Genomic DNA, 20344 nt, shown 5'->3' with positions numbered 1-20344 from the left:
TCGCAAAGTACTATCTATCACCAAAGCACTATCTATCAGTGTTTGGTATGTTCAGCCAGACTTAACCAGGTTTGCACCACGGTATCCGGATTAAGAGACAAACTGTCAATCCCTTGATCCATCAGCCATAACGCAAAATCTTCATGATCTGAAGGACCCTGCCCGCAAATCCCGACATATTTCCCCTGACGTTTAGCGGCCTGAATAGCCATTGATAGCAATGCCTTAACGGCTTCATTACGCTCATCAAACAACTCAGATACCACACCAGAATCCCTGTCTAACCCTAATGTTAATTGGGTCATATCATTGGAACCGATGGAGAAACCGTCGAAATGCTCAAGGAATTGATCGGCTAATAAAGCATTCGATGGGATTTCACACATCATAATGATTTTCAGGCCATTTTCGCCACGTTTAAGCCCTTGGCGGGCCAGCTCAGCGACCACTGCCTCAGCCTGAGCGACAGTGCGCACGAAAGGCACCATTACTTCAACGTTTGTCAAATCCATCTCATTGCGGACACGCTTAACCGCCTCACACTCCAATGCGAAGCAGTCACGGAAGCTGTCTGCGACATAACGCCCTGCACCACGGAAGCCCAGCATCGGGTTCTCTTCATGCGGTTCATAAGCTTCTCCGCCGACCAAATTGGCATATTCATTAGATTTAAAATCTGACAAGCGCACGATCACTCGTTTTGGCCAAAATGCCGCGCCGAGAGTCGAAATCCCTTCGGTTAAACGGCCGACATAAAACTCAACTGGATCGTCATAACCATTCATTAACGCCTTGATCTCGGTTTGAATTGCCGGCGGTTGAGTATCAAACTCCAGCAGTGCTTTAGGATGCACACCAATCATCCGGTTGATGATAAATTCTAACCGCGCCAGCCCAACACCTTCATTCGGCAAGCGGGCAAAATCAAAAGCCCGATCCGGATTGCCGACATTCATCATGATTTTCAAAGGCAAATCAGGCAATTCTGTCACCTGAGAGCTTTGAATAGAGAAGTCGAGCAACTCATGGTAAACATAGCCGGTATCCCCTTCAGCACAGGAAACCGTCACATTTTGCCCTTCTTTCAGAATATCAGTGGCATTACCGCACCCTACTACCGCTGGAATACCTAACTCACGCGCAATAATGGCGGCATGACAGGTTCGCCCGCCACGGTTAGTGACGATGGCCGATGCCTTTTTCATGATAGGTTCCCAATCAGGATCAGTCATGTCTGTTACCAGCACATCACCAGCCTGAATTCTATCCATCTCGCTGATATCATGAATAACCTTAACTGGCCCGGCACCGATACGATGCCCGATAGCACGACCTTCCACCAGCACATTACTCTGATTATTAAGCTGATAGCGCTCCATAACCTGCTCGTTGGAACGCACAGTTTCCGGACGCGCCTGCACGATAAACAGCTGGCCGGTATGGCCGTCTTTTGCCCATTCGATATCCATCGGACGGCCATAGTGCTCTTCAATCAATAAAGCCTGATGGGCCAGAGCTTCAACTTCGTCATCACTGAGAGCGAAACGATTGCGTTGCGCCTCTGGCACATCTTCAATGCGGACTTGTTTACCGTGGTCTTGGTTTTCGGCATAGACCATACGAATTTTTTTCGATCCCATATTGCGACGTACAATCGCAGGTTTTCCCTTACGCAGCGTAGGCTTATGTACATAAAATTCGTCCGGGTTTACCGCCCCCTGCACCACCATTTCACCCAAACCATGGGCCGCGGTGATAAAGACTACTTGATCAAAACCCGATTCGGTATCAATGGTAAACATAACACCCGATGAGGCAAGATCTGAGCGCACCATGCGCTGCACCCCCGCAGACAGTGCGACGCCGCGATGGTCGTATCCCTGATGTACGCGATAAGAAATGGCCCGGTCATTAAACAGTGAAGCGAAGACATGCTTGATAGCAATCATCACCGCATCAATGCCTTGAACATTGAGGAAGGTTTCCTGCTGTCCGGCAAAAGAAGCATCTGGCATATCTTCGGCTGTAGCTGAAGAGCGCACGGCAAATGACGTTTGTGGATCATCAGCTAGCTGCTGATAGGCATCGTGAATTGATTGTTCGAACTCAGGATGGAATGGCGTTTCAATCACCCATTGACGAATCTGTGCGCCGGCTTTAGCTAACGCCGCAATATCATCAACATTGGTTTGATCCAACAATTGATAGATGCGGTTGTTAACGCCGCTTTGCTCCAGAAAGTCGTTAAACGCCTGAGCGGTGGTGGCAAAACCATTGGGCACCGAAACACCCAGTTCAGAAAGATGGGTTATCATTTCACCCAGGGAGGCATTTTTGCCGCCAACCCTTTCAACATCGTGCATGCCAAGCTGGTTGTACCAAAGCACATTACACAGATTTAGGCCATTGTTGGACATCGAAACAATCCTTTTTACATTGTCATTAATTACGGACGATCAGTAGGGTACATCTGCCCAAAATCATTGGCGTTGCAGGTGAGTTGGCTGCGGCGTCAATGACGAAGGAGACATTTCAGACTAGCACAATCATCCATAGCCCATAGACAGGTGAATCGATCAACCCAACAAGAAAAATGTTTTTCAGGCTATTCTGACAGCAAACCCTTTACCGATAAGCCGAATAAGGCACACTGATGGGGTTAATCAGTGGTATAAATCGGCCCAAAATGACTCAGGAGTCAGCGTGGAAAGAAGTGTATTTTATATTTCGGATGGGACGGCCATCACTGCCGAAGTGCTCGGCCATGCCGTTTTATCGCAATTTCCAGTTAAAGCGACGACTTTCACGCTGCCCTTTGTTGAAAGTGCGGCGCGTGCTCAAGAAGTGTGTGAAAAAATTAATGAAATATACCGCGAAACCGGTGTCAGGCCGTTGGTTTTCTATTCGATAATCAGCCCTGAAGTTCGGGAACTCATTCAGCATAGCGAAGGGTTCTGTCAGGATATCGTGCAAGCGCTGGTGGCCCCACTTCAAGGTGAACTGGGCGTATCCCCACAACCGGTACTCAATCGCACCCACGGTTTAACCGAGAGTAACCTGGGAAAATACGATGCACGTATTGCTGCTATCGATTATGCATTAGCGCATGATGACGGTATTTCTCTGCGTAACCTTGACCAGGCTCAGGTGATTTTATTAGGCGTTTCCCGCTGCGGCAAAACCCCCACCAGCCTGTATCTGGCCATGCAATTTGGTATTCGTGCGGCCAATTATCCTTTTATCGCCGATGACATGGATAATTTACAGCTCCCTGCGGCGCTGAAGCCCTTTCAGCATAAGTTGTTTGGCTTAACGATTAATCCTGAGCGACTGGCAGCTATTCGAGAAGAACGCCGTGAAAACAGCCGCTACGCCTCACTGCGCCAATGCCGCATGGAAGTCGGCGAAGTAGAAGCCTTGTTTCGTAAGAATCAGATTCGCTATCTGAATTCTACCAACTACTCCGTTGAAGAGATTTCAACCAAAATTCTCGATATTTTAGGCATGAGTCGGCGGATGTTCTGATTATCCCTTTCGTCCTTGAGTTGCAGGAGGTTTGCTTGCTACCTACCTGCGACTCCAATTACTTTGGGTACAAGCATTCATTCTGGTGATAATTTAAGGCTTATTTCATCAAAATTTCTATGAATCATGACGTGGACAGTTGAATTCAGCTATTTTTGGTTTATTGTGATCGCCATCACTTCCCGGTATTCCTGCCGCAGAGAAGAACAGATTTAGAGAATTTTCATGCACAAAACTGATGAACTGCGGACCGCGCGCATCGATAGCTTGGTTACGCCACAACAATTGGCGGAAAAGTTACCGATTTCCGAGGCTGTTGCTGATAACGTGACGGCGTCACGTAAACGAATTGAAAAAATACTCACCGGTGAAGATTCGCGCCTGCTGGTTGTCGTCGGCCCTTGTTCGATTCACGATCTGGATGCAGCAATCGATTATGCAAAGCGATTGAATGTATTACGGATTCGCTACCAAGACCGACTTGAAATCGTCATGCGCACCTATTTCGAAAAGCCGAGAACCGTGGTGGGCTGGAAAGGGTTGATTTCAGATCCCGCGCTTGATGGCTCATGTCAGGTCAATTTAGGCATTGAAATGGCGCGCCGCTTGCTATTGGCCGTTAATGAGTTGGGCCTGCCTACTGCCACCGAATTCCTTGATATGGTGACCGGCCAATATATTGCCGACCTGATTAGTTGGGGCGCGATTGGCGCGCGGACGACTGAAAGCCAAATCCATCGTGAAATGGCCTCAGCCCTCTCCTGCCCGGTTGGTTTCAAAAATGGCACCGACGGTAATACCCGCATAGCTATTGATGCGATCCGCGCGGCACAAGCCAGCCATATGTTTTTATCACCGGATAAAACCGGCCAAATGACGATTTATCAGACCAGTGGCAATCCACATGGGCATATTATTATGCGCGGCGGAAAGACGCCAAATTACGGTGCATCTGATATTGCCGCTGCTTGTGATAGCTTGCGTGAATTTGATTTACCTGAACATCTGGTGGTGGATTTCAGCCACGGCAATTGCCAGAAGATGCATCGCCGCCAATTAGAAGTTGCCGCAGATATCGGTCAGCAAATTCGCGCGGGATCCACCGCTATCGTCGGTGTGATGGCAGAAAGTTTCCTGGTTGAAGGCACACAGAAAATTGTTGCGGGTCAGCCGCTAACCTACGGGCAATCCATTACCGACCCTTGCCTGAATTGGGCCGACACCGAACAGTTACTCAGTTTACTGGCCGATGCTGTCAGTAGCCGGTTCAACTAGCATTAACTCGATTCAAAATCAGTGATGGAATGACATTTAGCTAAGGCTCCATTCCATCACTGAGCTAAATTTATCAAGCCACACCCATTCGCACCCCCTCGCCTTATTTCTGCCTAAATCATTCAGCATACAAATTACTAATGAAAAGCAAGACATTGGAATAACAACTAATTAAGTCCAGGGTTGAAATCAAGGGCGCATGGGGATGATAATCATTATCAACTTGCTCATAATATCAACTCAAAGAAAGTATCTTATGCATAAAGCGACATCCATAACGCAAAACGCAACCGACCAAACCGTTTCCTCTTTGCCACTTTCATGTATTAACAGCCAACAATTACTTGGACAACATGAAGTTGTCGCCATCAATCACCAAGGTCAGCTTTATTACTTACGCCAGACCAAAGCAGGAAAACTGATACTGACGAAATAACCTTCAGTCAGCCCCCTTGCTGAACACCATTGCCCCGACGCCAGCCACCTAATTATCTATACTCAGGCAGCCAGCAATCCATTGATTATATTAAACAATATATGGAGAGCTGCTTATGCCTCGTTTTTTTCGTTTATCTTCATGCAGTTTGGCTATTACTTTAGTGCTGTCGTCAGCAGCAATAGCCGACCCTGCAGCCAAAAGCCACTCTGACACGCTGAAAGTAATAGGTTCACGTTCAGCTATCGACAGTTTTAAACATCCCGGTGTGGTCACTGTTATTGATGCTTCGATGCCACAAAAGCAAACCGCCACCACCGCTGGCGAAATGCTACAAAACGTGCCAGGGGTCACGGTTACCGGGGCGGGTCGTACCAATGGACAGAACGTCAATATCAGAGGTTATGATCAATATGGCGTACTGATACTCATTGATGGCATCCGTCAGGGAATCAAAGGAGCGCATTTTAATGGCACCTTCCTTGACCCCGCGTTAATAAAAAAAGTCAGTGTTATTCGCAGCCCATCGACCTCGCTATTTGGTAGCGGAGCCTTGGGGGGCGCGATTGCCTACCAGACCGTTGATGCTGCTGATTTACTGGCAAAAGATCAAAATTTTGGATTTCGTATCAGTGGCTTCGGTGCTAGCGGTTATCACAGCACCGGCTTGGGGATGTCGGTGTTTGGCCGCACAGAGAATCTGGATGGCATTTTTGCGTTCAGTAAACGAAAGGTTGGCAATATTTATCACGGCAATGGCTCTGAGGCACCGAACGATGAAGCTATCAACAACCTGATTCTGAAGACCACCACCTACCTTTCTGACAGCCAATCGTTGACCACCGCCCTGCGCTATTATAATAACCGCGCTTTGGAACCCCGGATGGCCAATCAGAGTGCGCCGAATCCAAACATGAATATCAACCCGATGATGAATCGTTCCACCATTCAACGCGATGCTGAACTGACCTATCGCCTGCAACCACAACAACTTGACTGGCTGGATGCCACTGCTCAGCTTTACTACACCGAAATTAATGTCAGCGATGATGTGCGCCATGAAGGTTATGGCAGCCGCAAACAAGCCACCCGTGGGATAACGCAGCCGACTCTTTACCCACAGCCCGGTGGCTCATCAATTAACTTACGGTGTTGAAAGCTATCAGCAACAGCAAATTCCCAAAGGGGTTATCCGCAGCTTCCCGCCCGCTGAAATCAACTTTGCCTCCGGTTGGCTGCAAAATGAGCTGACCTTACGTGACCTTCCCGTCACCTTGCTGGCCGGTACCCGTTTCAACCGCTATAAAAACAGCCGTGAGAATTTTGCCGATAAAGAGGTTAAAAATTGGTCATCACGTGGCGCGGTTACCGTCAATCCCACTGATTGGTTGATGTTATTTGGTGCCTACAGTCAGGCATTCCGCACCCCGACACTGGCGGAGCTTTATAACAATTCAAATCACTTTATGTTCAACTATTGGAAACCCAATCCCAACTTAAAACCAGAAAGTAACGTCACCCGCGAAGCGGGTTTTGGCTTACAGTTTGATGGCCTGTTGGCAGACAGCGATTCAATGAAATTGAAAGCCAGTTATTTTCATATTGATGCTAAAGACCGCATTGTCAGTGAAGTCGATTTCTGGACATCTAAGTATATCAATATCCCGCGCAGTAAAAGTTGGGGCTGGGATGCCTCACTGGATTACCAAAACAATTGGTTTGACTGGGGTCTGGCCTATAACCGCACCCGTGGCATCAACCTTGATACCCGCCAGTTTATCAGCAGCATCAACCCAGACACCGTCACCAGCAGGTTGAATATCCCTATTGCTAACAGTGGATTGAGCACTGGCTGGATAGTCACCATGGCAGAAAATACTAAATTCATGAAAGATAACGATGCCCAAAATTCATCACGCAAACCCAATAAACCGCAAGCTGGTTATGCCGTGCATGATTTTTATCTCAGCTATCGCGGGCAAGGTAGATTCAAAAGCGTCACCACCACCGCGGTACTGGGTAACGCCTTTAATAAAGCCTATTACTCACCACAAGCAATCCCACAAGACGGACGTAATGCCAAGTTACTGATCAGCTATCAGTGGTGATATTTCATCTGCCTGATGGTGGCGATAGGTTAAAAAATAACCATAATTAAATGGCTCTATGGAACCCTGCCATGGCACACCCGCTATGGCACTAGATGATAAAGGAATAAATGGAAATGACACTGTCTCAGCAATACCTCAATACGAAGCAAGTTCATCAGGAACTCTCCTCCAGAGATTTAGCACAAAGACTGAATATCAGTGAGGCAGAATTGGCGTATGTCCGTGTGGGGGAAGATGCCGAGCGGTTGGATATCAGTGCCACTACGTTGCTTACCGAGTTGGAAACTGTTGGCGTCACTTGCTCGGTGACCTCCAACCCACATGCAGTACACCAGCAGATGGGCGAATATCGAAACTTACGGCTACATGGTCATCTGGGATTGCTCCTCAACCCGCGCGCACTGGATTTAAGACTGTTTTTCCGCCACTGGAACACTGTCTTCAGTTTGCGCGAAACCACCGCGCAGGGTGAACAACTCAGCATTCAATGTTTTGATTTCCAAGGCAATGCCATTCATCAAATCTATTGCACAACAGAGACAAATCAGGCTGCCTGGCAGGCATTGATCGCAAAATATCGCATGACCGATAATCCCCGGTTGGAATTAAAACATATTGATGAGCAACCCAACGCAGGATCAGCTATCGACGGCTCCATCATTGATACTGAATGGCGCAAAATGAATGATATTCATCAATTTTTTATGTTACTGAAACGCCATAACATTAGCCGACAACAAGCCTTTCGTGCGGTTGGCGATGATCTGGCGTATCAAGTCGATAATCAAGCTGTAATACACATACTTAAGGCGGCACAAGCGGGTCTGAATGAAATTATGCTGTTCGTCGGTAACAGTGGATGCATGCAGATATTCACCGGTGCTATTGATAAATTCTCAGCCCCGGAAGAGGAGCAATTGGCGGGTGGTCAGTGGGTTAACGTAAGCAATCCTCGATTTGATTTACAGCTAAACCAACAGGCTATTGCAGAGAGTTGGGTGACACGTAAACCGACCAAAGATGGCTTTGTCTCAAGTCTGGAGTTGCTCGATGAGCATGGGAAGCATATCTTGCAAATCTTTGGTCAACGCAGCGAAGGCCAGCCGGAGCAAACTCAATGGCATCAACAACTGGCTGAATTGACCCCAATAGGCGTGCCGCATGAATAAATGGCGCGCGACACTTAGATTTATCATTTCACTGTCATTTGTTATTTCAATGAATTGTATTGCCACACCACGTATTGTGACCATTGGCGGCGATGTCTCTGAAATCACTTATGCACTCGGAGCCGGTGACCTTATCGTGGGCCGGGATAGCACCAGCCTGACTCCTGATGCATTGAAAGCGCTTCCCGATGTGGGTTATATGCGGCTGCTCAATGCTGAAGGTATTCTTGCTTTAAAACCCACCTTGATTTTGAGCAGTGAGCGCGCCGGGCCATCAAGGGTACTGAAACAAGTGATGGAGTATGGCGTCAAGCTTATCTATGTCCCCGCCGATAAATCGCCGCAAGGCGTGATAGATAAGATACGCTTGATTGCCACCACCGTCAGTCAAGAAGAGAAAGGCCAGCAGTTGATACAACATTATCAACAACAGTTGGATACTGTGGTATCAAGCCCGCTACCGGTGAAAGCATTGTTTGTCATGATTCATGCCGGAATTCCCCCGTTGGCGGCGGGTTTAGATACCGCAGCCGATAGCATGTTCAAGGCATCGGGGCTTAAAAATGCCATTAAGGAATTCAGCGGTTATCGCCCACTGTCACAAGAAGGGATTATCGACAGTGCCCCTGATTTACTCATCGTGACTACACATGGTGTGGCATCACTCAAGGGGGTAGAGAATGTCTGGCGGTTGCCGGGGCTGGCTCTCACCCCCGCGGGGAAACAAAAACGGCTGCTGGTGCTTGATGATATTGCCTTGCTGGGGTTTGGTTTACAGACCCCGGATGTTCTTAAGCAACTGCGTGCGGCGGCTGAATCAAACTGATGTGAAGCTGCTCTGAACAGTGATGGCGGCGGGGCACAATCCCCGCCCTCATACTGATTAACTGGAGCAGGAAATTTCCAGATGTTTCCCCCAGTCCGGTGGCAATGCTGCTAAGTCATTGAATTCAGGTTGTTCAGCAAAAGGCTGTTGCAAAGCCTGATGTAAACGCTGTAAGGGCTGAATATCATCTTTTTCTGCATGGTCGATGGCAAGCTGCGCCAAATAATTGCGTAATATATATTTAGGATTCACCGCTCTCATGGCTTGCTGACGCTGTGCATCATCAATTTGCTCTTGCTGCAAACGTGCCCGATAACGGCTATACCAACTGTCGAAAGCGGCTCTGTCGATAAAGTCATCTCGCAACGGCGATAACGCGGAATGTGTTTCCACTTCACTTAACAAGCGGAAGGTACGGGTATAATCGCGCCCTTCTTTGATCATCAAACTTAATAACCCGGTCAATAAGTCATTATCCTGACTATCACTCTCGGAAAATCCTAATTTAGCGCGCATGTGCTGACCGTAAGCCGCCATTAATTCTGGCTCATAAGCTTCCAGCGCCTGTTGTAATTGCGCCGTTGAGAGCAAACCGGATAGGGCTTGCCCCAGCCGGTGCAAATTCCATAGCGCAACCGCTGGCTGATTATCGAAAGCATAACGCCCCTGATGATCGGAGTGGTTACAGATATAATCGGGTACATAATCATCAAGAAAGCCGAATGGGCCATAATCCATGGTAATGCCAAGTATCGACATATTGTCGGTATTCATCACACCATGAGCAAAACCGATGGTTTGCCAATGCGCCATTAGCCGCGCCGTGCGCTTAACCACATCAGTAAACCATAGCAAGTAACATTCCTCTTGCCCGACCCACTGCGGCCAGTGCCGTGCGATAACATAATCAGCGAGTTGTTTGACTTGGGCTGGTTGTTGCCGGTAGTAAAAATGCTCGAAATGACCAAAACGCACATGACTTTCAGCTACGCGCAGTAGCATAGCCCCTTTCTCCGCTTGTTCGCGATAAACCGGATGGTCGCTGGTCACTATGGTCAACGCACGGCTGGTAGGAACCCCTAAATGGTGCAGAGCTTCAGAGGCCAAAAATTCGCGCACCACGGAGCGCAATACCGCCCGCCCATCCCCCATACGGGAATAAGGCGTTAAACCTGCACCTTTCAAATGCCAGTCCATATGGCGGCCATCACTGAGTTTTTGTTCCCCGAGTAAAATGCCACGCCCATCGCCAAGTTGCCCAGCCCACTGACCAAACTGGTGCCCGCTATACACTTGTGCCAAAGGTTCCATACCCGGTAGCAACATTTCACCTGCCCATACTGCGGTTTTCGGGCCACTGAACCAACTGGTATCAAGTTCTAGTTCCCTGGCAAGCGGCTCACTATGATAGAGCAGACGTGCCCCTTTTAACGATGTTGGCTGCAAATGAGTATAAAAACCACTCAATTGCTGCCCATAGCTGTTACTAAATTGCGGTGAGTGATCATTCATACCCATTAGCGCATGACCTCCGCTAGCCAATGCCTAACTTGCAACAATTCGGTTTGTGATTCAGGAAAATCATCGCTTAATTGCAAACAAACCGCATCAATAGCAGCAGGACGATATTCCACATCTTGTAATCGTTCGGCCAGCGCCTCCAGCGGGGCTGGGTTCAAGCTGTCGGTAAATATTTGGCAGCGGTCAATGGCACCGTGCAAAACATCAAAATGTAGTTCAATTCCGCCCCAGACAAAGCGGGTATCGACAAGATGACTAAACGCGGGTGCCTGACCAAAGTTCCACTCCCAGCTGCTTTGTTTAGCGAATTGTTCGGCGAAACCGGGCAGGTCTGGCAATGCTTGTGGCGAGATGATTTCTGCGGAAATTCTTTCATCGTAATAATTGAAAAATGCTTGCTCAATAGCGGCACAAATTTTTTCGTGGTTAATTCCCGGTAACAGTTCAACCAGGTTAGTCACACGCGACCGTACTGACGTGATGCCTTTGGCTTGCAATTTTTTCGGGTCAGGATTGAGGTAATCAGCAAGACGATTGAGGTCAGCATTGAGCAATAACGTCCCATGATGAAAACCACGATCTTTGGTTTCTTTATAAGCGGAACCGGAAACTTTGCGCTCACCATCATCTTTAATCACCACCAAGTCATTGCGACCCGATGCTGTCGCCTGAATACCAAGCGATGCCAAAGCATCCAGAATAATTTGAGTCGATATCGTTTTATCATATTCAGGTTTACCGGCCATAAAGGTGAAACAGGTATTGCCTAGATCATGGAATACTGCCCCGCCGCCACTACTACGCCGAGCCAACTTCACTCCATCTTGCTCCATACGCCGAGTATTACACTCTTTCCATGGGTTTTGAGCACGGCCTAACACCACGGTATCGGCATTGCGCCACAAAAAGAGAACCCGTTGATCTGGTGACATTTGGCGGAAAATGCACTCTTCTACCGCCAGATTGAACCAGGGATCGTAAGAATCAGAAATGAGTAACCGAAGGGATGACATAAACGCGGCTCCGAACCAAATTAAGCAGCCACTAAGATAACATAACCCACGCAGATATTTTTAGGTTCGGCCTATCGATTCAATTTTCTGTTCACATACGGCGTGCTTGCCAATACACCCGTTTCCAGTAAACATTCTCCAGCGATGAGCGAATGACCCCCTTGCTCGTTGAAGCATGAATAAACTCATCATTAGTATCGTAAATACCAACGTGCAACCCATTCTGGCCACTGCCGGTTTTGAAGAATACGAGATCACCCGGCATGAGTTCATCGCGGGAAACTTTTGTCCCTAAGGTGGTTTGCGCGACAGTGGTACGGGGTAATTGCATATCAAAACGATCGCGGAATGTGCGATATACAAAACCAGAACAATCAACACCACGTTGATCTAGCCCACCATTCCGATAGGGTGTGCCTTCCCATTGGCGCAGTTGTTCATTCAGTTTGGCAACCACTACAATAGAATCAGACAAGTGACCACTTGGTGTCGGGGCATGGCTACTACAGCCGGCGAGGATCATGCTGACCAGAAAGATCCAGAAACGTATCCGCATCGATAATTCACCAAAGGTAAGCCTTAGCCAATTTATCAGACAATAGCCATTAGCTAATGAACGACATCAGTATGGCTAATTTAGCTATCGAGTGGGGAAAAGACAAGTTATATGAATGAGATAATGGATTTGATTCAGGCGAATGATGACTATTAATCGCTCAGCAAGTGGAGGGCTTGTTGTGCCTGGATGCTCTCTGATGGGTTATGCCGCGACAAGCCCAACGGCGCCATTCCTTCATTTGGCTTTACCAGTAGCCAGGCTAATCCCTTTCTATTGGTTTTGTATTAATCAGCCATATTCCCAACAGAATAAAGCCCGCACCTAAGGTTTTCAGTAAAGTTGCAGATTCACTGAACCACGGCAAAGATACTGCGCCCAAATAGACCAAAGCATAGCTGAGACTCAATAGTGGATAAGCACGATTAAGTGGCAAATATCTTAGTGCAAAAAACCAGCACAACATTGATAACGCATATCCCGCCAATCCACAAATCACCGCAATAAATTGTGGCAGATGATTGAAAACGAATTGCCCATTAATATCAGCCAATGACATTAATGGCGTATTCATCATGCCCCACTTGAGTATTAATTGGGCAACGGTCACCAGCACTACACTTCCGATTCCCCACCAGTACCCTTTCATAGATGCCAACTAATCAAAAGAATGCCAAACATAATGGAAGCAATCCCTAACCAATGGCGAGAAGTGGCTTTCTCACCGTAAAAAAATTGGGCAGCTAAGGTGACCAGCACAAAATTAAAGCTGAGGATCGGATAAGCGACACTCAGAGGTAAATGTTGCAGTAAACGTAACCACAGCAACATCCCCAAACCGAGTAACACCACGGCGCTAGCAAGCCAGCGCAATGTTGGAGCTAGCCGATAGTGTGGTGGCAAAGCCCAAGATTGCACAGCTTGCTTCTGGCACAACTGCCCAGCACAAGTCAATAAACTGACTATTATCAATAACAAATAGCTTGTCATGGTGTTTTCTTGTACCACAAAAGCGCCAGGCGATTCATCAGACTAACCTTATCCGCTGCTGACAGACTATCCGGTATTTTTTCATTACGAGATAATTGAATCACCAGCGAGACATCGCCTTTCTGCCTCGCATGAACTAGCCAGTCGCTAAAATCTTGTGCACTTATATAGTGATCTCCACTGTCGGCATAATTCAGCCCATAAGATAACTCACCCTTCTCGCTGAACATCAAAATATCGCTACGTTTCAGCTCCCACGCCAATCCAGCGGCGACACCGACACTGTCTGTCGCCACATAACGGCTGCTACTAAGTTCATTAAAATTATTTTGGATGAAATTTTGTGGCTGTTTGGAGTCAATAACCTGCTGTGGAATAAGATAGCCAACAAGCAATATAAACAGTAATGGGCAAGCCGCAGCCCAGCGCCAATGACGAGCGTTATTTCGCATTGTTGCAAAACCGACTATACCCCACCCAGCAAAAGCAATTACCGCAAGAATAACTTTTTGATGTTCTTGTGGCCCATAAGCAACCAGATGCCCTACCCACCCCATACCAATAACCAAAATAGCCAACGCGCAGATAAACCCAAAAATAAGGTTTATCGCACCATTAACTTTTAATGCACGCATATGCATTTTATTGGCACAATCGGTGGCATAGGCCGCCATCAATAAAGATAACGGTGCCATACAAGGTAGAATATATGTCGGAAGCTTCCCTTTGGCGACACTGAAAAATATCAGCGGCATTAGCACCCAACTGAGTAAAAAGAATAACTCCGGCCTGGCAACCCGTTCGCGCCATCCTTTAAGGAGTGCCCCTGGTAATAACCCCAACCACGGCAAGACACCAAGGCATAAAATAGGTAAGTAATACCAAATAGGGGCTTTATGTTGAGCGTCTTTCTCTGCAAATCGCTGAATATGTTCAACCCAGAAAAAGTAATGCCAAAAGTCAGGCTCGCGTTGAGCAATCGCTAATGCCCAAGGCAAACTCAATATCACGGCCCCTACAATAGCTATTGGGCCAAAAACAATGAGATCTTTTACCCTTTTTTGCTGAATAACAATCGGCAATACTGAAATAACCGGTACAGCTAAGGCCAAAAAGCCCTTGGTCATAAAACCCATACCGCAAGCTAAACCGAGGAGAAGATAGGCTGCTATTTTTTGTTTTGTCGTTTCTGCTCGTAGCGTGAGATAAAAACAGACCATTGAAGCAGTCAGCCACAATGAAATCATCGGATCCAGTACGGCATAAGAACCAATACTAAATACCAACAGCATAGAGAGATAAATTAATGCCGCTAAAAATGAGGTGGAGCGATTACGCCATAATAGAGTTGCCAGCCAATAAACTAATACTGCACTCAGTGCAGTACTGAATATTGAACCGAATCTTACGGCGAAATTAGTATCACCAAAAATCCACTGACTAATATTATTGAACCAATATCCCGCGATGGGTTTTTCAAAATATCGAATTCCCAGCAAATGCGGCACTACCCAGTCACCGCGCTGTAACATTTCCCGGCTGATCTCAGCGTATCGTGTTTCATCTGGTTGCCATAATAAACGGCTATTGATGGGTAATAGGTAAACCAGTGCAAAAAACAGTGCCAGCAGCGCAGCGCCACTTCCTTTTAACAGCTTCATTACGCATCCTCTAACGCAGACTGACACCCTAACCATCCCTCTCGACCAGGGAAGGTAGCTCGAACCACTTTCCCGACAGGCAGTGAATCCAGATTCTTGGGCAGCAGCGAACCAAGAGCACAAAATTGAATACCGCGCTCTTTCGCCATAACTAATAATTGCTCGAACATTAATGCCTGTGACATCCCCTCAACCTCGGCATGAATAGTGTAAACCGGCACACCATTGTCGTGCGAAATGGCACTTATGATGAAGTTATTAAAATCTTCGGTCCGAACTTCTCTACCAACAACTTCGTCGTAAGTGGGTAAAGTGACAGGGATTTGTACACTTCCAAAGCTACCATCAGGTAATAATGGGCGAAAAGGATGAGTACCACGACAATCACTGTTATAGCTGAAAGAGAATAACTGTTTAACCGCCAGAACGCGTTCATCAGCTCGCCAACCAGCCGCCGCAGAACAGGTCACCGGCTGCTGAATGCTATGTTGTAATGCATCAATGCCCAATTGCACCTGCTCGGTTAATTGCTGTTCTGACCACGTTGCCACTTTAGCTTGCCAGCCTTGATGATCCCAAGCGTGTAAGCCCACTTCATGACCCGCTTGTAATGCTGCTTTCATCAGTGGCCCAAAGTCTTTGGCGATTTGCTTACCCGGCCACGCAGTGCCTGCCAGCAAAATATCCCAACCATAAAGTGAGGCAGCATTAGAACGCAGCATTTTCCACAAAAAACGAGGACGGAAAAGACGCCATAAATGGCGCCCCATATTGTCCGGCCCAACACTGAAAAAAAAGCTGGCACTAATATCATGTTTTTCCAGAACAGCAAGCAATGATGGCACACCTTCCTTGGTTCCTCGGTAGGTATCTACATCAATCCTTAGGCCAACTTGCTTCATACGTAATGCTCATCCTTCGAGGTTTTATTTTGCTCAATAACATTTTGTTCAAGTACGACGCCACGTAGGAAGAAGTCCAATGTTTCCATGACGGTTTGCTCTAAAGCAATTTCTGGCTGCCAATGTAAAATACGGCGCGCATTGCGGATACTCGGTGTACGGTATTCCACATCCTGATAACCTTTTCCATAATATGCGCTACTTTCAATATCCTTAAAGCCAGCGAACGGCGGGAAATTATGGCGTAACTCATGCTTTTCAAAACATCTTAATAGCATTTCAGCTAACTCACGAATACTGGCTTCATTCGTTGGGTTACCGATATTAATTATTTGCCCATCACAAGCGCCATCACGGTTTTCAATAATACGGAACAGTGCTTCGATGCCATCATGAATATCGGTAAAGCAGCGCTTTTGCTCCCCACCATCGACAAGCTTAATTGGCGAGCCTTCGACCAGATTTAAAATGAGCTGTGTAATGGCGCGGGAACTCCCAATACGAGCAGCATCAAGGTTATCCAACCGTGGCCCCATCCAATTGAATGGACGGAACAATGTAAATTTCAGATTTTCTTTCGCGCCATAAGCCCAAATAACACGGTCTAACAATTGTTTGGAGACCGAGTAAATCCAACGCTGTTTATTGATTGGCCCAACAATAAGCCGCGAACTATCCTCATCGAATTCTTTATCATCACACATGCCATATACTTCTGACGTCGACGGGAAAACAATACGCTTATTGTATTTAACACAATCACGAACAATTTTTAGGTTTTCCTCAAAATCTAATTCGAAAACTCGCAGTGGATTTCGGGTATATTCAATTGGGGTCGCAATAGCAACTAAAGGTAAGATAACATCACATTTTTTAATGTGGTATTCAATCCATTCGGAATGAATACTGATGTCCCCCTCCACAAAATGGAAATTTGGATTGTCGAGAAAACGGCAGATGGCATCAGAACCAATATCTAAACCATAAACTTCATAGCGATTATCGCGTAACAAACGCTCAGTTAAATGGTTCCCAATGAAGCCATTTACGCCCAAGATTAATACGCGTGTTCGTCTTTTCAATTTTTTACTTGGTTTATTGCCTAGACGGATACCAGTGACAATTCCCATTTCTTGTGCCAGGCGGCTCCCTTGAACATATAGCCCCTCCTCGCCTTGCCCTGTTATAATTTCCAGCGCACCGTCTCCACATGCAACAACCAGTGGAGATGTTGACAACACAGTACCGGCTAACTTGCTATGGACAACATCGAGTGGCCGTGAGCGCCAAATAATCAATTTACGTTGTCCAAGATAGCTGAATGCACCGGGATAAGGCTCTGTTACAGCGCGCACCAGATTATTGATTGCTGATGCTGATTTCTGCCAATCAATTGCACCATCATCTGCCGTACGACGACCAAAATAGCTCGCTTCAGATTCTTTTTGTGGCACCAGTGGCAATGAAGCATTTTTCATTTTTGGCAACAAATCACGCAGCAATTCATTGGCAGCATCACGCATTTTTGCATGCAGAGTTAATGCCGTATCACTCTCGCTAATCATGACTTTATGCTGCCCGACAATCGGGCCTGCATCCGCTTTTTTCACCATCTGATGCAGGGTTACCCCCGTCTCTGTCTCGCCATTCACCAAAGCCCAGTTGATCGGTGCCCGGCCGCGATATTTCGGTAATAAGGACCCATGTAAATTGAATCCTCCACGCGGAGCCGACGACAAAATGTCATCACAAAGCATATTGCGATAATAGAAAGAGAAAATGATATCTGACTGTAATTGCTGAATACGCTCAATCCACAACGGGTGGTTAACATCTTCTGGCGCAAATACAGGTAAATCTAAATCCGCAGCCACTCTGGCTACAGAAGAGAAAAAGCGATTCTCATTGGGTGAGTCAGTATGGGTAAATACTGCCTGAATATCGTAACCTGCTTCAACAAGAGCTTTCAGGCCGACACAGCCAATATCGTGATAGGCAAAGACAATCGCTTTCATTTTTCTACTTCCTGATTATTTTCGGTCTGCTCAGCGCCGACCACTTTCTGTATGAAATAACGTGGGCGTGCGCGCACATCGTTATAAATACGACCGATATATTCACCGAGTAGCCCCATACCAACAAACTGAGCACCAATGAACATAAACAACACGGCAAATAGCGTAAAGACGCCGCCACCTGCCCATTCAGGGCCAAATACTAAGCGTAAAACCACTAACAACACGGCAAGAGTGAAACCAGAGAGTGCAATGACACTGCCAACCAGGCTTAATAAACGTAATGGCGTTGTTGTTAGGCAAGTAATCAAGTCATACATCAGATTGATGAGCTTCATCAGGCTGTATTTTGAATCACCAAATTCACGTTCTGCGTGATGAACGGTAATTTCAGTCGTACGACGGGCAAATGTATTTGCCAGGATAGGAATAAAGGTACTGCGTTCGTGGCAATGTAACATTGCTTCAACAATATGGCGGCGATAGGCCCGTAACATACAGCCGTAATCGCCCATTGATTTCCCTGTAGCGCGTTGAATCATCATGTTGATCATGCGGGAAGCTGTTTTACGGAACACTGAATCTTGACGATGCGCACGCACAGTACCTACCACGTCATAGCCCTCTTCAGCGACACTCACCAGTCGAGGGATCTCCTCCGGTGGATTTTGTAAGTCAGCATCAAGTGTAATGATCAAATCGCCACTGACCTGATTGAATCCGGCCATAATGGCTGAATGCTGGCCATAATTACGATTAAGTAAAACGGCAATGATATGGCTCTCCGGTTCATTCGCCGCCGCTGTTAAAAGTTCAGCTGAATTATCACTACTACCATCATCAACAAGAATAATTTCATAGGGTTGAGTCAGTAATTTACAGGCAGCCGACGTTCTCTCTATTAATATCGGCAAGCTTTCTTGCTCGTTATAAACAGGGATAACGATTGAGACTTTTTTGATTTTTTCACTTTCAGACACGGTGCGGCCCTATAATAGTTGCCAATGCAGCCACTACCCGATCAACATCGCTGTCCAGCATGTCGGGGAAAAGAGGTAATGTGCATAATCTGGCGGAATTCCACTCAGTATTGGGTAAATGTAGAGATGGGTAGCGTTCGCGATAATACTTTTGGGTATGCGCTGCGCGAAAATGCAGGCCACTGCCTATGCCTACTTCTTTCAATCGTGCCATCAGTGAATCGCGGTCAATACCACAACGTTCCTTATCAACCCGCACCATAAAAAGATGCCAGGCGTGTTGATGGGCATAATCAGGAACAAACAGCGGCTGCAAGGGCGAATCGACTAATGCTTGATGATAACGAGCGGCCAGGGCCTGACGCCGAGCGTTAATTTCAGGTAAACGCTGGAGCTGAACAACAGCAATAGCGGCGTGAATATCCGATAAGTTGTATTTATACCCCGGCTCGACAACTTCAGCCTGTGGACTGCGTCCTTGAATTTGGCGATCAAAAGCATCAACTCCCAGACCATGAAACTTGAGTCGACGCACTCTGGCCGCCAGTTCATCATCATCGGTCGCAATTAAGCCACCTTCAGCGCAGGTGATGTTCTTGATAGCATGGAAAGAGAAAATGGCTGTACCTTTCTCGCCAACCCATTGATCTCCGTAACGTGTACCAACAGCATGGGCCGCATCTTCAATCAATGGAATTTTGTGTTGTTGAGCAATCTGACGCAAGGCATCAAGATCGCAAGGTGCTCCAGCATAATGCACAGGAATAATGGCTTTGGTTTTGGATGTGATTGCTGCTTCGATATCCGCGGTATTCACCATTAATGTATCGCGGTCGATATCCACCATGACAGGTTCAGCGCCGAGCAACACAATCATATTAATGGTTGAAACCCACGTCTGAGACGGTGTAATCACCTCATCACCAGGGCCAATCCCTAACGCCATTAAAGTAATATGCATACCTGCCGTAGCAGAACAGACGGCGACTGCATGCTTGCAGCCAAATGCTGCACAAAAATCAGTCTCCAACTGCTGATTCTGAGGGCCTGTGGTGATCCAACCGGAGCCTAGTACATTCACTACCGCATTAATTTCGTCCGAACCAATAGCTGGACGAGAAAAAGGCAAAAAATTCTGCATTGAAAAATCCCTAGGTACTTGGCTCTTTGGGAAACTATATTCCCTTGTAAGTTAACGGAAACTAAACGCCACTCAGATAAACTCACTCTTGGCTGAATATGAAGCTTAGTTTACTAACCTTAAATAAACCTTAAGATAGGATTTTTTTGCAATAAAATTAGTTGTGACTGCTTTAAGCTAAAGCTATGCTTTTACCAATATAATCAATTAAATAAAAAACCTC

16 protein-coding genes and 1 pseudogene are annotated in these 20344 nt (G+C 46.8%); 6 read left to right on the top strand and 11 right to left on the bottom strand.

What is annotated here, in order from left to right; genetic code table 11:
• Window positions 1-35: 35 nt before the first annotated feature.
• Entirely contained in the window at window positions 36-2417 is a 2382-nt protein-coding gene (gene ppsA, locus QSV56_RS11075) for a phosphoenolpyruvate synthase (RefSeq protein ID WP_019079313.1), read from the bottom strand.
• A gap of 286 nt (window positions 2418-2703) precedes the next feature.
• Here ppsA and QSV56_RS11070 point away from each other — a divergent pair, with 286 nt between their 5' ends.
• From QSV56_RS11070 to QSV56_RS11045, 6 genes and pseudogenes are all read left to right on the top strand, one after another.
• Entirely contained in the window at window positions 2704-3525 is an 822-nt protein-coding gene (locus QSV56_RS11070) for a pyruvate, water dikinase regulatory protein (protein ID WP_005161512.1), read from the top strand.
• Window positions 3526-3750: 225 nt separating this feature from the next.
• Window positions 3751-4800, top strand: a complete 1050-nt coding sequence (locus QSV56_RS11065) for a 3-deoxy-7-phosphoheptulonate synthase (RefSeq protein WP_019079312.1) — start codon at window positions 3751-3753, stop codon at window positions 4798-4800.
• 256 nt (window positions 4801-5056) lie between these two features.
• A complete protein-coding gene (gene hemP, locus QSV56_RS11060; RefSeq protein WP_005161518.1) occupies window positions 5057-5236 on the top strand; it encodes a hemin uptake protein HemP in 180 nt (59 codons plus the stop codon).
• 115 nt (window positions 5237-5351) lie between these two features.
• Window positions 5352-7344, top strand: a pseudogene (locus QSV56_RS11055) (TonB-dependent hemoglobin/transferrin/lactoferrin family receptor).
• A 110-nt stretch (window positions 7345-7454) separates the two neighbouring features.
• A complete protein-coding gene (locus QSV56_RS11050; RefSeq protein ID WP_046050975.1) occupies window positions 7455-8516 on the top strand; it encodes a hemin-degrading factor in 1062 nt (353 codons plus the stop codon).
• Window positions 8509-9342: a hemin ABC transporter substrate-binding protein gene (locus tag QSV56_RS11045; RefSeq protein ID WP_046050976.1), complete on the top strand. Its 834-nt coding sequence runs from the start codon at window positions 8509-8511 to the stop codon at window positions 9340-9342. The genes QSV56_RS11050 and QSV56_RS11045 overlap by 8 nt, the downstream gene beginning before the upstream one ends.
• Before the next feature lie 57 nt (window positions 9343-9399).
• On the opposite strand, the gene QSV56_RS11040 is transcribed toward QSV56_RS11045, so the two are convergent.
• From QSV56_RS11040 to arnB, 10 genes are all read right to left on the bottom strand, one after another.
• Complete coding sequence (locus QSV56_RS11040) at window positions 9400-10860, bottom strand: YdiU family protein (RefSeq protein WP_046050977.1); 1461 nt, start codon at window positions 10858-10860, stop codon at window positions 9400-9402.
• Complete coding sequence (locus tag QSV56_RS11035; protein WP_301212341.1) at window positions 10860-11876, bottom strand: lipoate--protein ligase A; 1017 nt, start codon at window positions 11874-11876, stop codon at window positions 10860-10862. The genes QSV56_RS11040 and QSV56_RS11035 overlap by 1 nt, the downstream gene beginning before the upstream one ends.
• A gap of 91 nt (window positions 11877-11967) precedes the next feature.
• Window positions 11968-12432 carry an NlpC/P60 family protein gene (locus QSV56_RS11030; protein ID WP_005169395.1) on the bottom strand — a complete coding sequence of 155 codons (465 nt, stop codon included), beginning with the start codon at window positions 12430-12432 and terminating at the stop codon, window positions 11968-11970.
• Window positions 12433-12694: 262 nt separating this feature from the next.
• Window positions 12695-13081, bottom strand: coding sequence for a 4-amino-4-deoxy-L-arabinose-phosphoundecaprenol flippase subunit ArnF (arnF, locus tag QSV56_RS11025; RefSeq protein WP_046695040.1), 387 nt, complete (start codon window positions 13079-13081; stop codon window positions 12695-12697).
• Window positions 13078-13422 carry a 4-amino-4-deoxy-L-arabinose-phosphoundecaprenol flippase subunit ArnE gene (gene arnE, locus QSV56_RS11020; protein WP_050121771.1) on the bottom strand — a complete coding sequence of 115 codons (345 nt, stop codon included), beginning with the start codon at window positions 13420-13422 and terminating at the stop codon, window positions 13078-13080. The genes arnF and arnE overlap by 4 nt, the downstream gene beginning before the upstream one ends.
• On the bottom strand, window positions 13419-15083 hold the full coding sequence (arnT, locus tag QSV56_RS11015) for a lipid IV(A) 4-amino-4-deoxy-L-arabinosyltransferase (protein ID WP_301212337.1): 1665 nt from the start codon (window positions 15081-15083) through the stop codon (window positions 13419-13421). The genes arnE and arnT overlap by 4 nt, the downstream gene beginning before the upstream one ends.
• The gene (gene arnD / locus QSV56_RS11010) at window positions 15083-15985 is read right to left on the bottom strand and encodes a 4-deoxy-4-formamido-L-arabinose-phosphoundecaprenol deformylase (RefSeq protein ID WP_046050981.1); all 903 of its coding nucleotides are present in this window, start codon (window positions 15983-15985) and stop codon (window positions 15083-15085) included. Before arnD ends, arnT begins: the two co-directional genes overlap by 1 nt.
• Window positions 15982-18000 (bottom strand): bifunctional UDP-4-amino-4-deoxy-L-arabinose formyltransferase/UDP-glucuronic acid oxidase ArnA, encoded by a 2019-nt coding sequence (gene arnA / locus QSV56_RS11005; RefSeq protein ID WP_050158106.1) that lies wholly within the window; start codon window positions 17998-18000, stop codon window positions 15982-15984. The genes arnD and arnA overlap by 4 nt, the downstream gene beginning before the upstream one ends.
• Window positions 17997-18980, bottom strand: a complete 984-nt coding sequence (gene arnC / locus QSV56_RS11000) for an undecaprenyl-phosphate 4-deoxy-4-formamido-L-arabinose transferase (RefSeq protein ID WP_019079301.1) — start codon at window positions 18978-18980, stop codon at window positions 17997-17999. The genes arnA and arnC overlap by 4 nt, the downstream gene beginning before the upstream one ends.
• Window positions 18973-20121: a UDP-4-amino-4-deoxy-L-arabinose aminotransferase gene (arnB, locus tag QSV56_RS10995; RefSeq protein ID WP_019083041.1), complete on the bottom strand. Its 1149-nt coding sequence runs from the start codon at window positions 20119-20121 to the stop codon at window positions 18973-18975. Before arnB ends, arnC begins: the two co-directional genes overlap by 8 nt.
• Window positions 20122-20344 lie beyond the last annotated feature (223 nt).

Origin of the sequence: Yersinia sp. 22-579, from assembly GCF_030433455.1 — a bacterium.
Classification (GTDB): Bacteria; Pseudomonadota; Gammaproteobacteria; order Enterobacterales; family Enterobacteriaceae; genus Yersinia; species Yersinia enterocolitica.
Note: the sequence above shows the minus strand (reverse complement) of the source record. Positions and strands in the feature narration are given on the sequence as shown.

Coding starts and splice junctions, on each gene's coding strand:
- QSV56_RS11040 (WP_046050977.1), bottom strand. CDS start 10,860: ATGGGTATGAATGATCACTCACCGCAATTTAGTAACAGCTATGGGCAG.
- QSV56_RS11045 (WP_046050976.1), top strand. CDS start 8,509: ATGAATAAATGGCGCGCGACACTTAGATTTATCATTTCACTGTCATTT.
- arnF (WP_046695040.1), bottom strand. CDS start 13,081: ATGAAAGGGTACTGGTGGGGAATCGGAAGTGTAGTGCTGGTGACCGTT.
- arnB (WP_019083041.1), bottom strand. CDS start 20,121: ATGCAGAATTTTTTGCCTTTTTCTCGTCCAGCTATTGGTTCGGACGAA.
- QSV56_RS11065 (WP_019079312.1), top strand. CDS start 3,751: ATGCACAAAACTGATGAACTGCGGACCGCGCGCATCGATAGCTTGGTT.
- arnA (WP_050158106.1), bottom strand. CDS start 18,000: ATGAAAGCGATTGTCTTTGCCTATCACGATATTGGCTGTGTCGGCCTG.
- ppsA (WP_019079313.1), bottom strand. CDS start 2,417: ATGTCCAACAATGGCCTAAATCTGTGTAATGTGCTTTGGTACAACCAG.
- arnT (WP_301212337.1), bottom strand. CDS start 15,083: ATGAAGCTGTTAAAAGGAAGTGGCGCTGCGCTGCTGGCACTGTTTTTT.
- arnE (WP_050121771.1), bottom strand. CDS start 13,422: ATGACAAGCTATTTGTTATTGATAATAGTCAGTTTATTGACTTGTGCT.
- hemP (WP_005161518.1), top strand. CDS start 5,057: ATGCATAAAGCGACATCCATAACGCAAAACGCAACCGACCAAACCGTT.
- arnD (WP_046050981.1), bottom strand. CDS start 15,985: ATGAAGCAAGTTGGCCTAAGGATTGATGTAGATACCTACCGAGGAACC.
- QSV56_RS11035 (WP_301212341.1), bottom strand. CDS start 11,876: ATGTCATCCCTTCGGTTACTCATTTCTGATTCTTACGATCCCTGGTTC.
- QSV56_RS11050 (WP_046050975.1), top strand. CDS start 7,455: ATGGAAATGACACTGTCTCAGCAATACCTCAATACGAAGCAAGTTCAT.
- QSV56_RS11030 (WP_005169395.1), bottom strand. CDS start 12,432: ATGCGGATACGTTTCTGGATCTTTCTGGTCAGCATGATCCTCGCCGGC.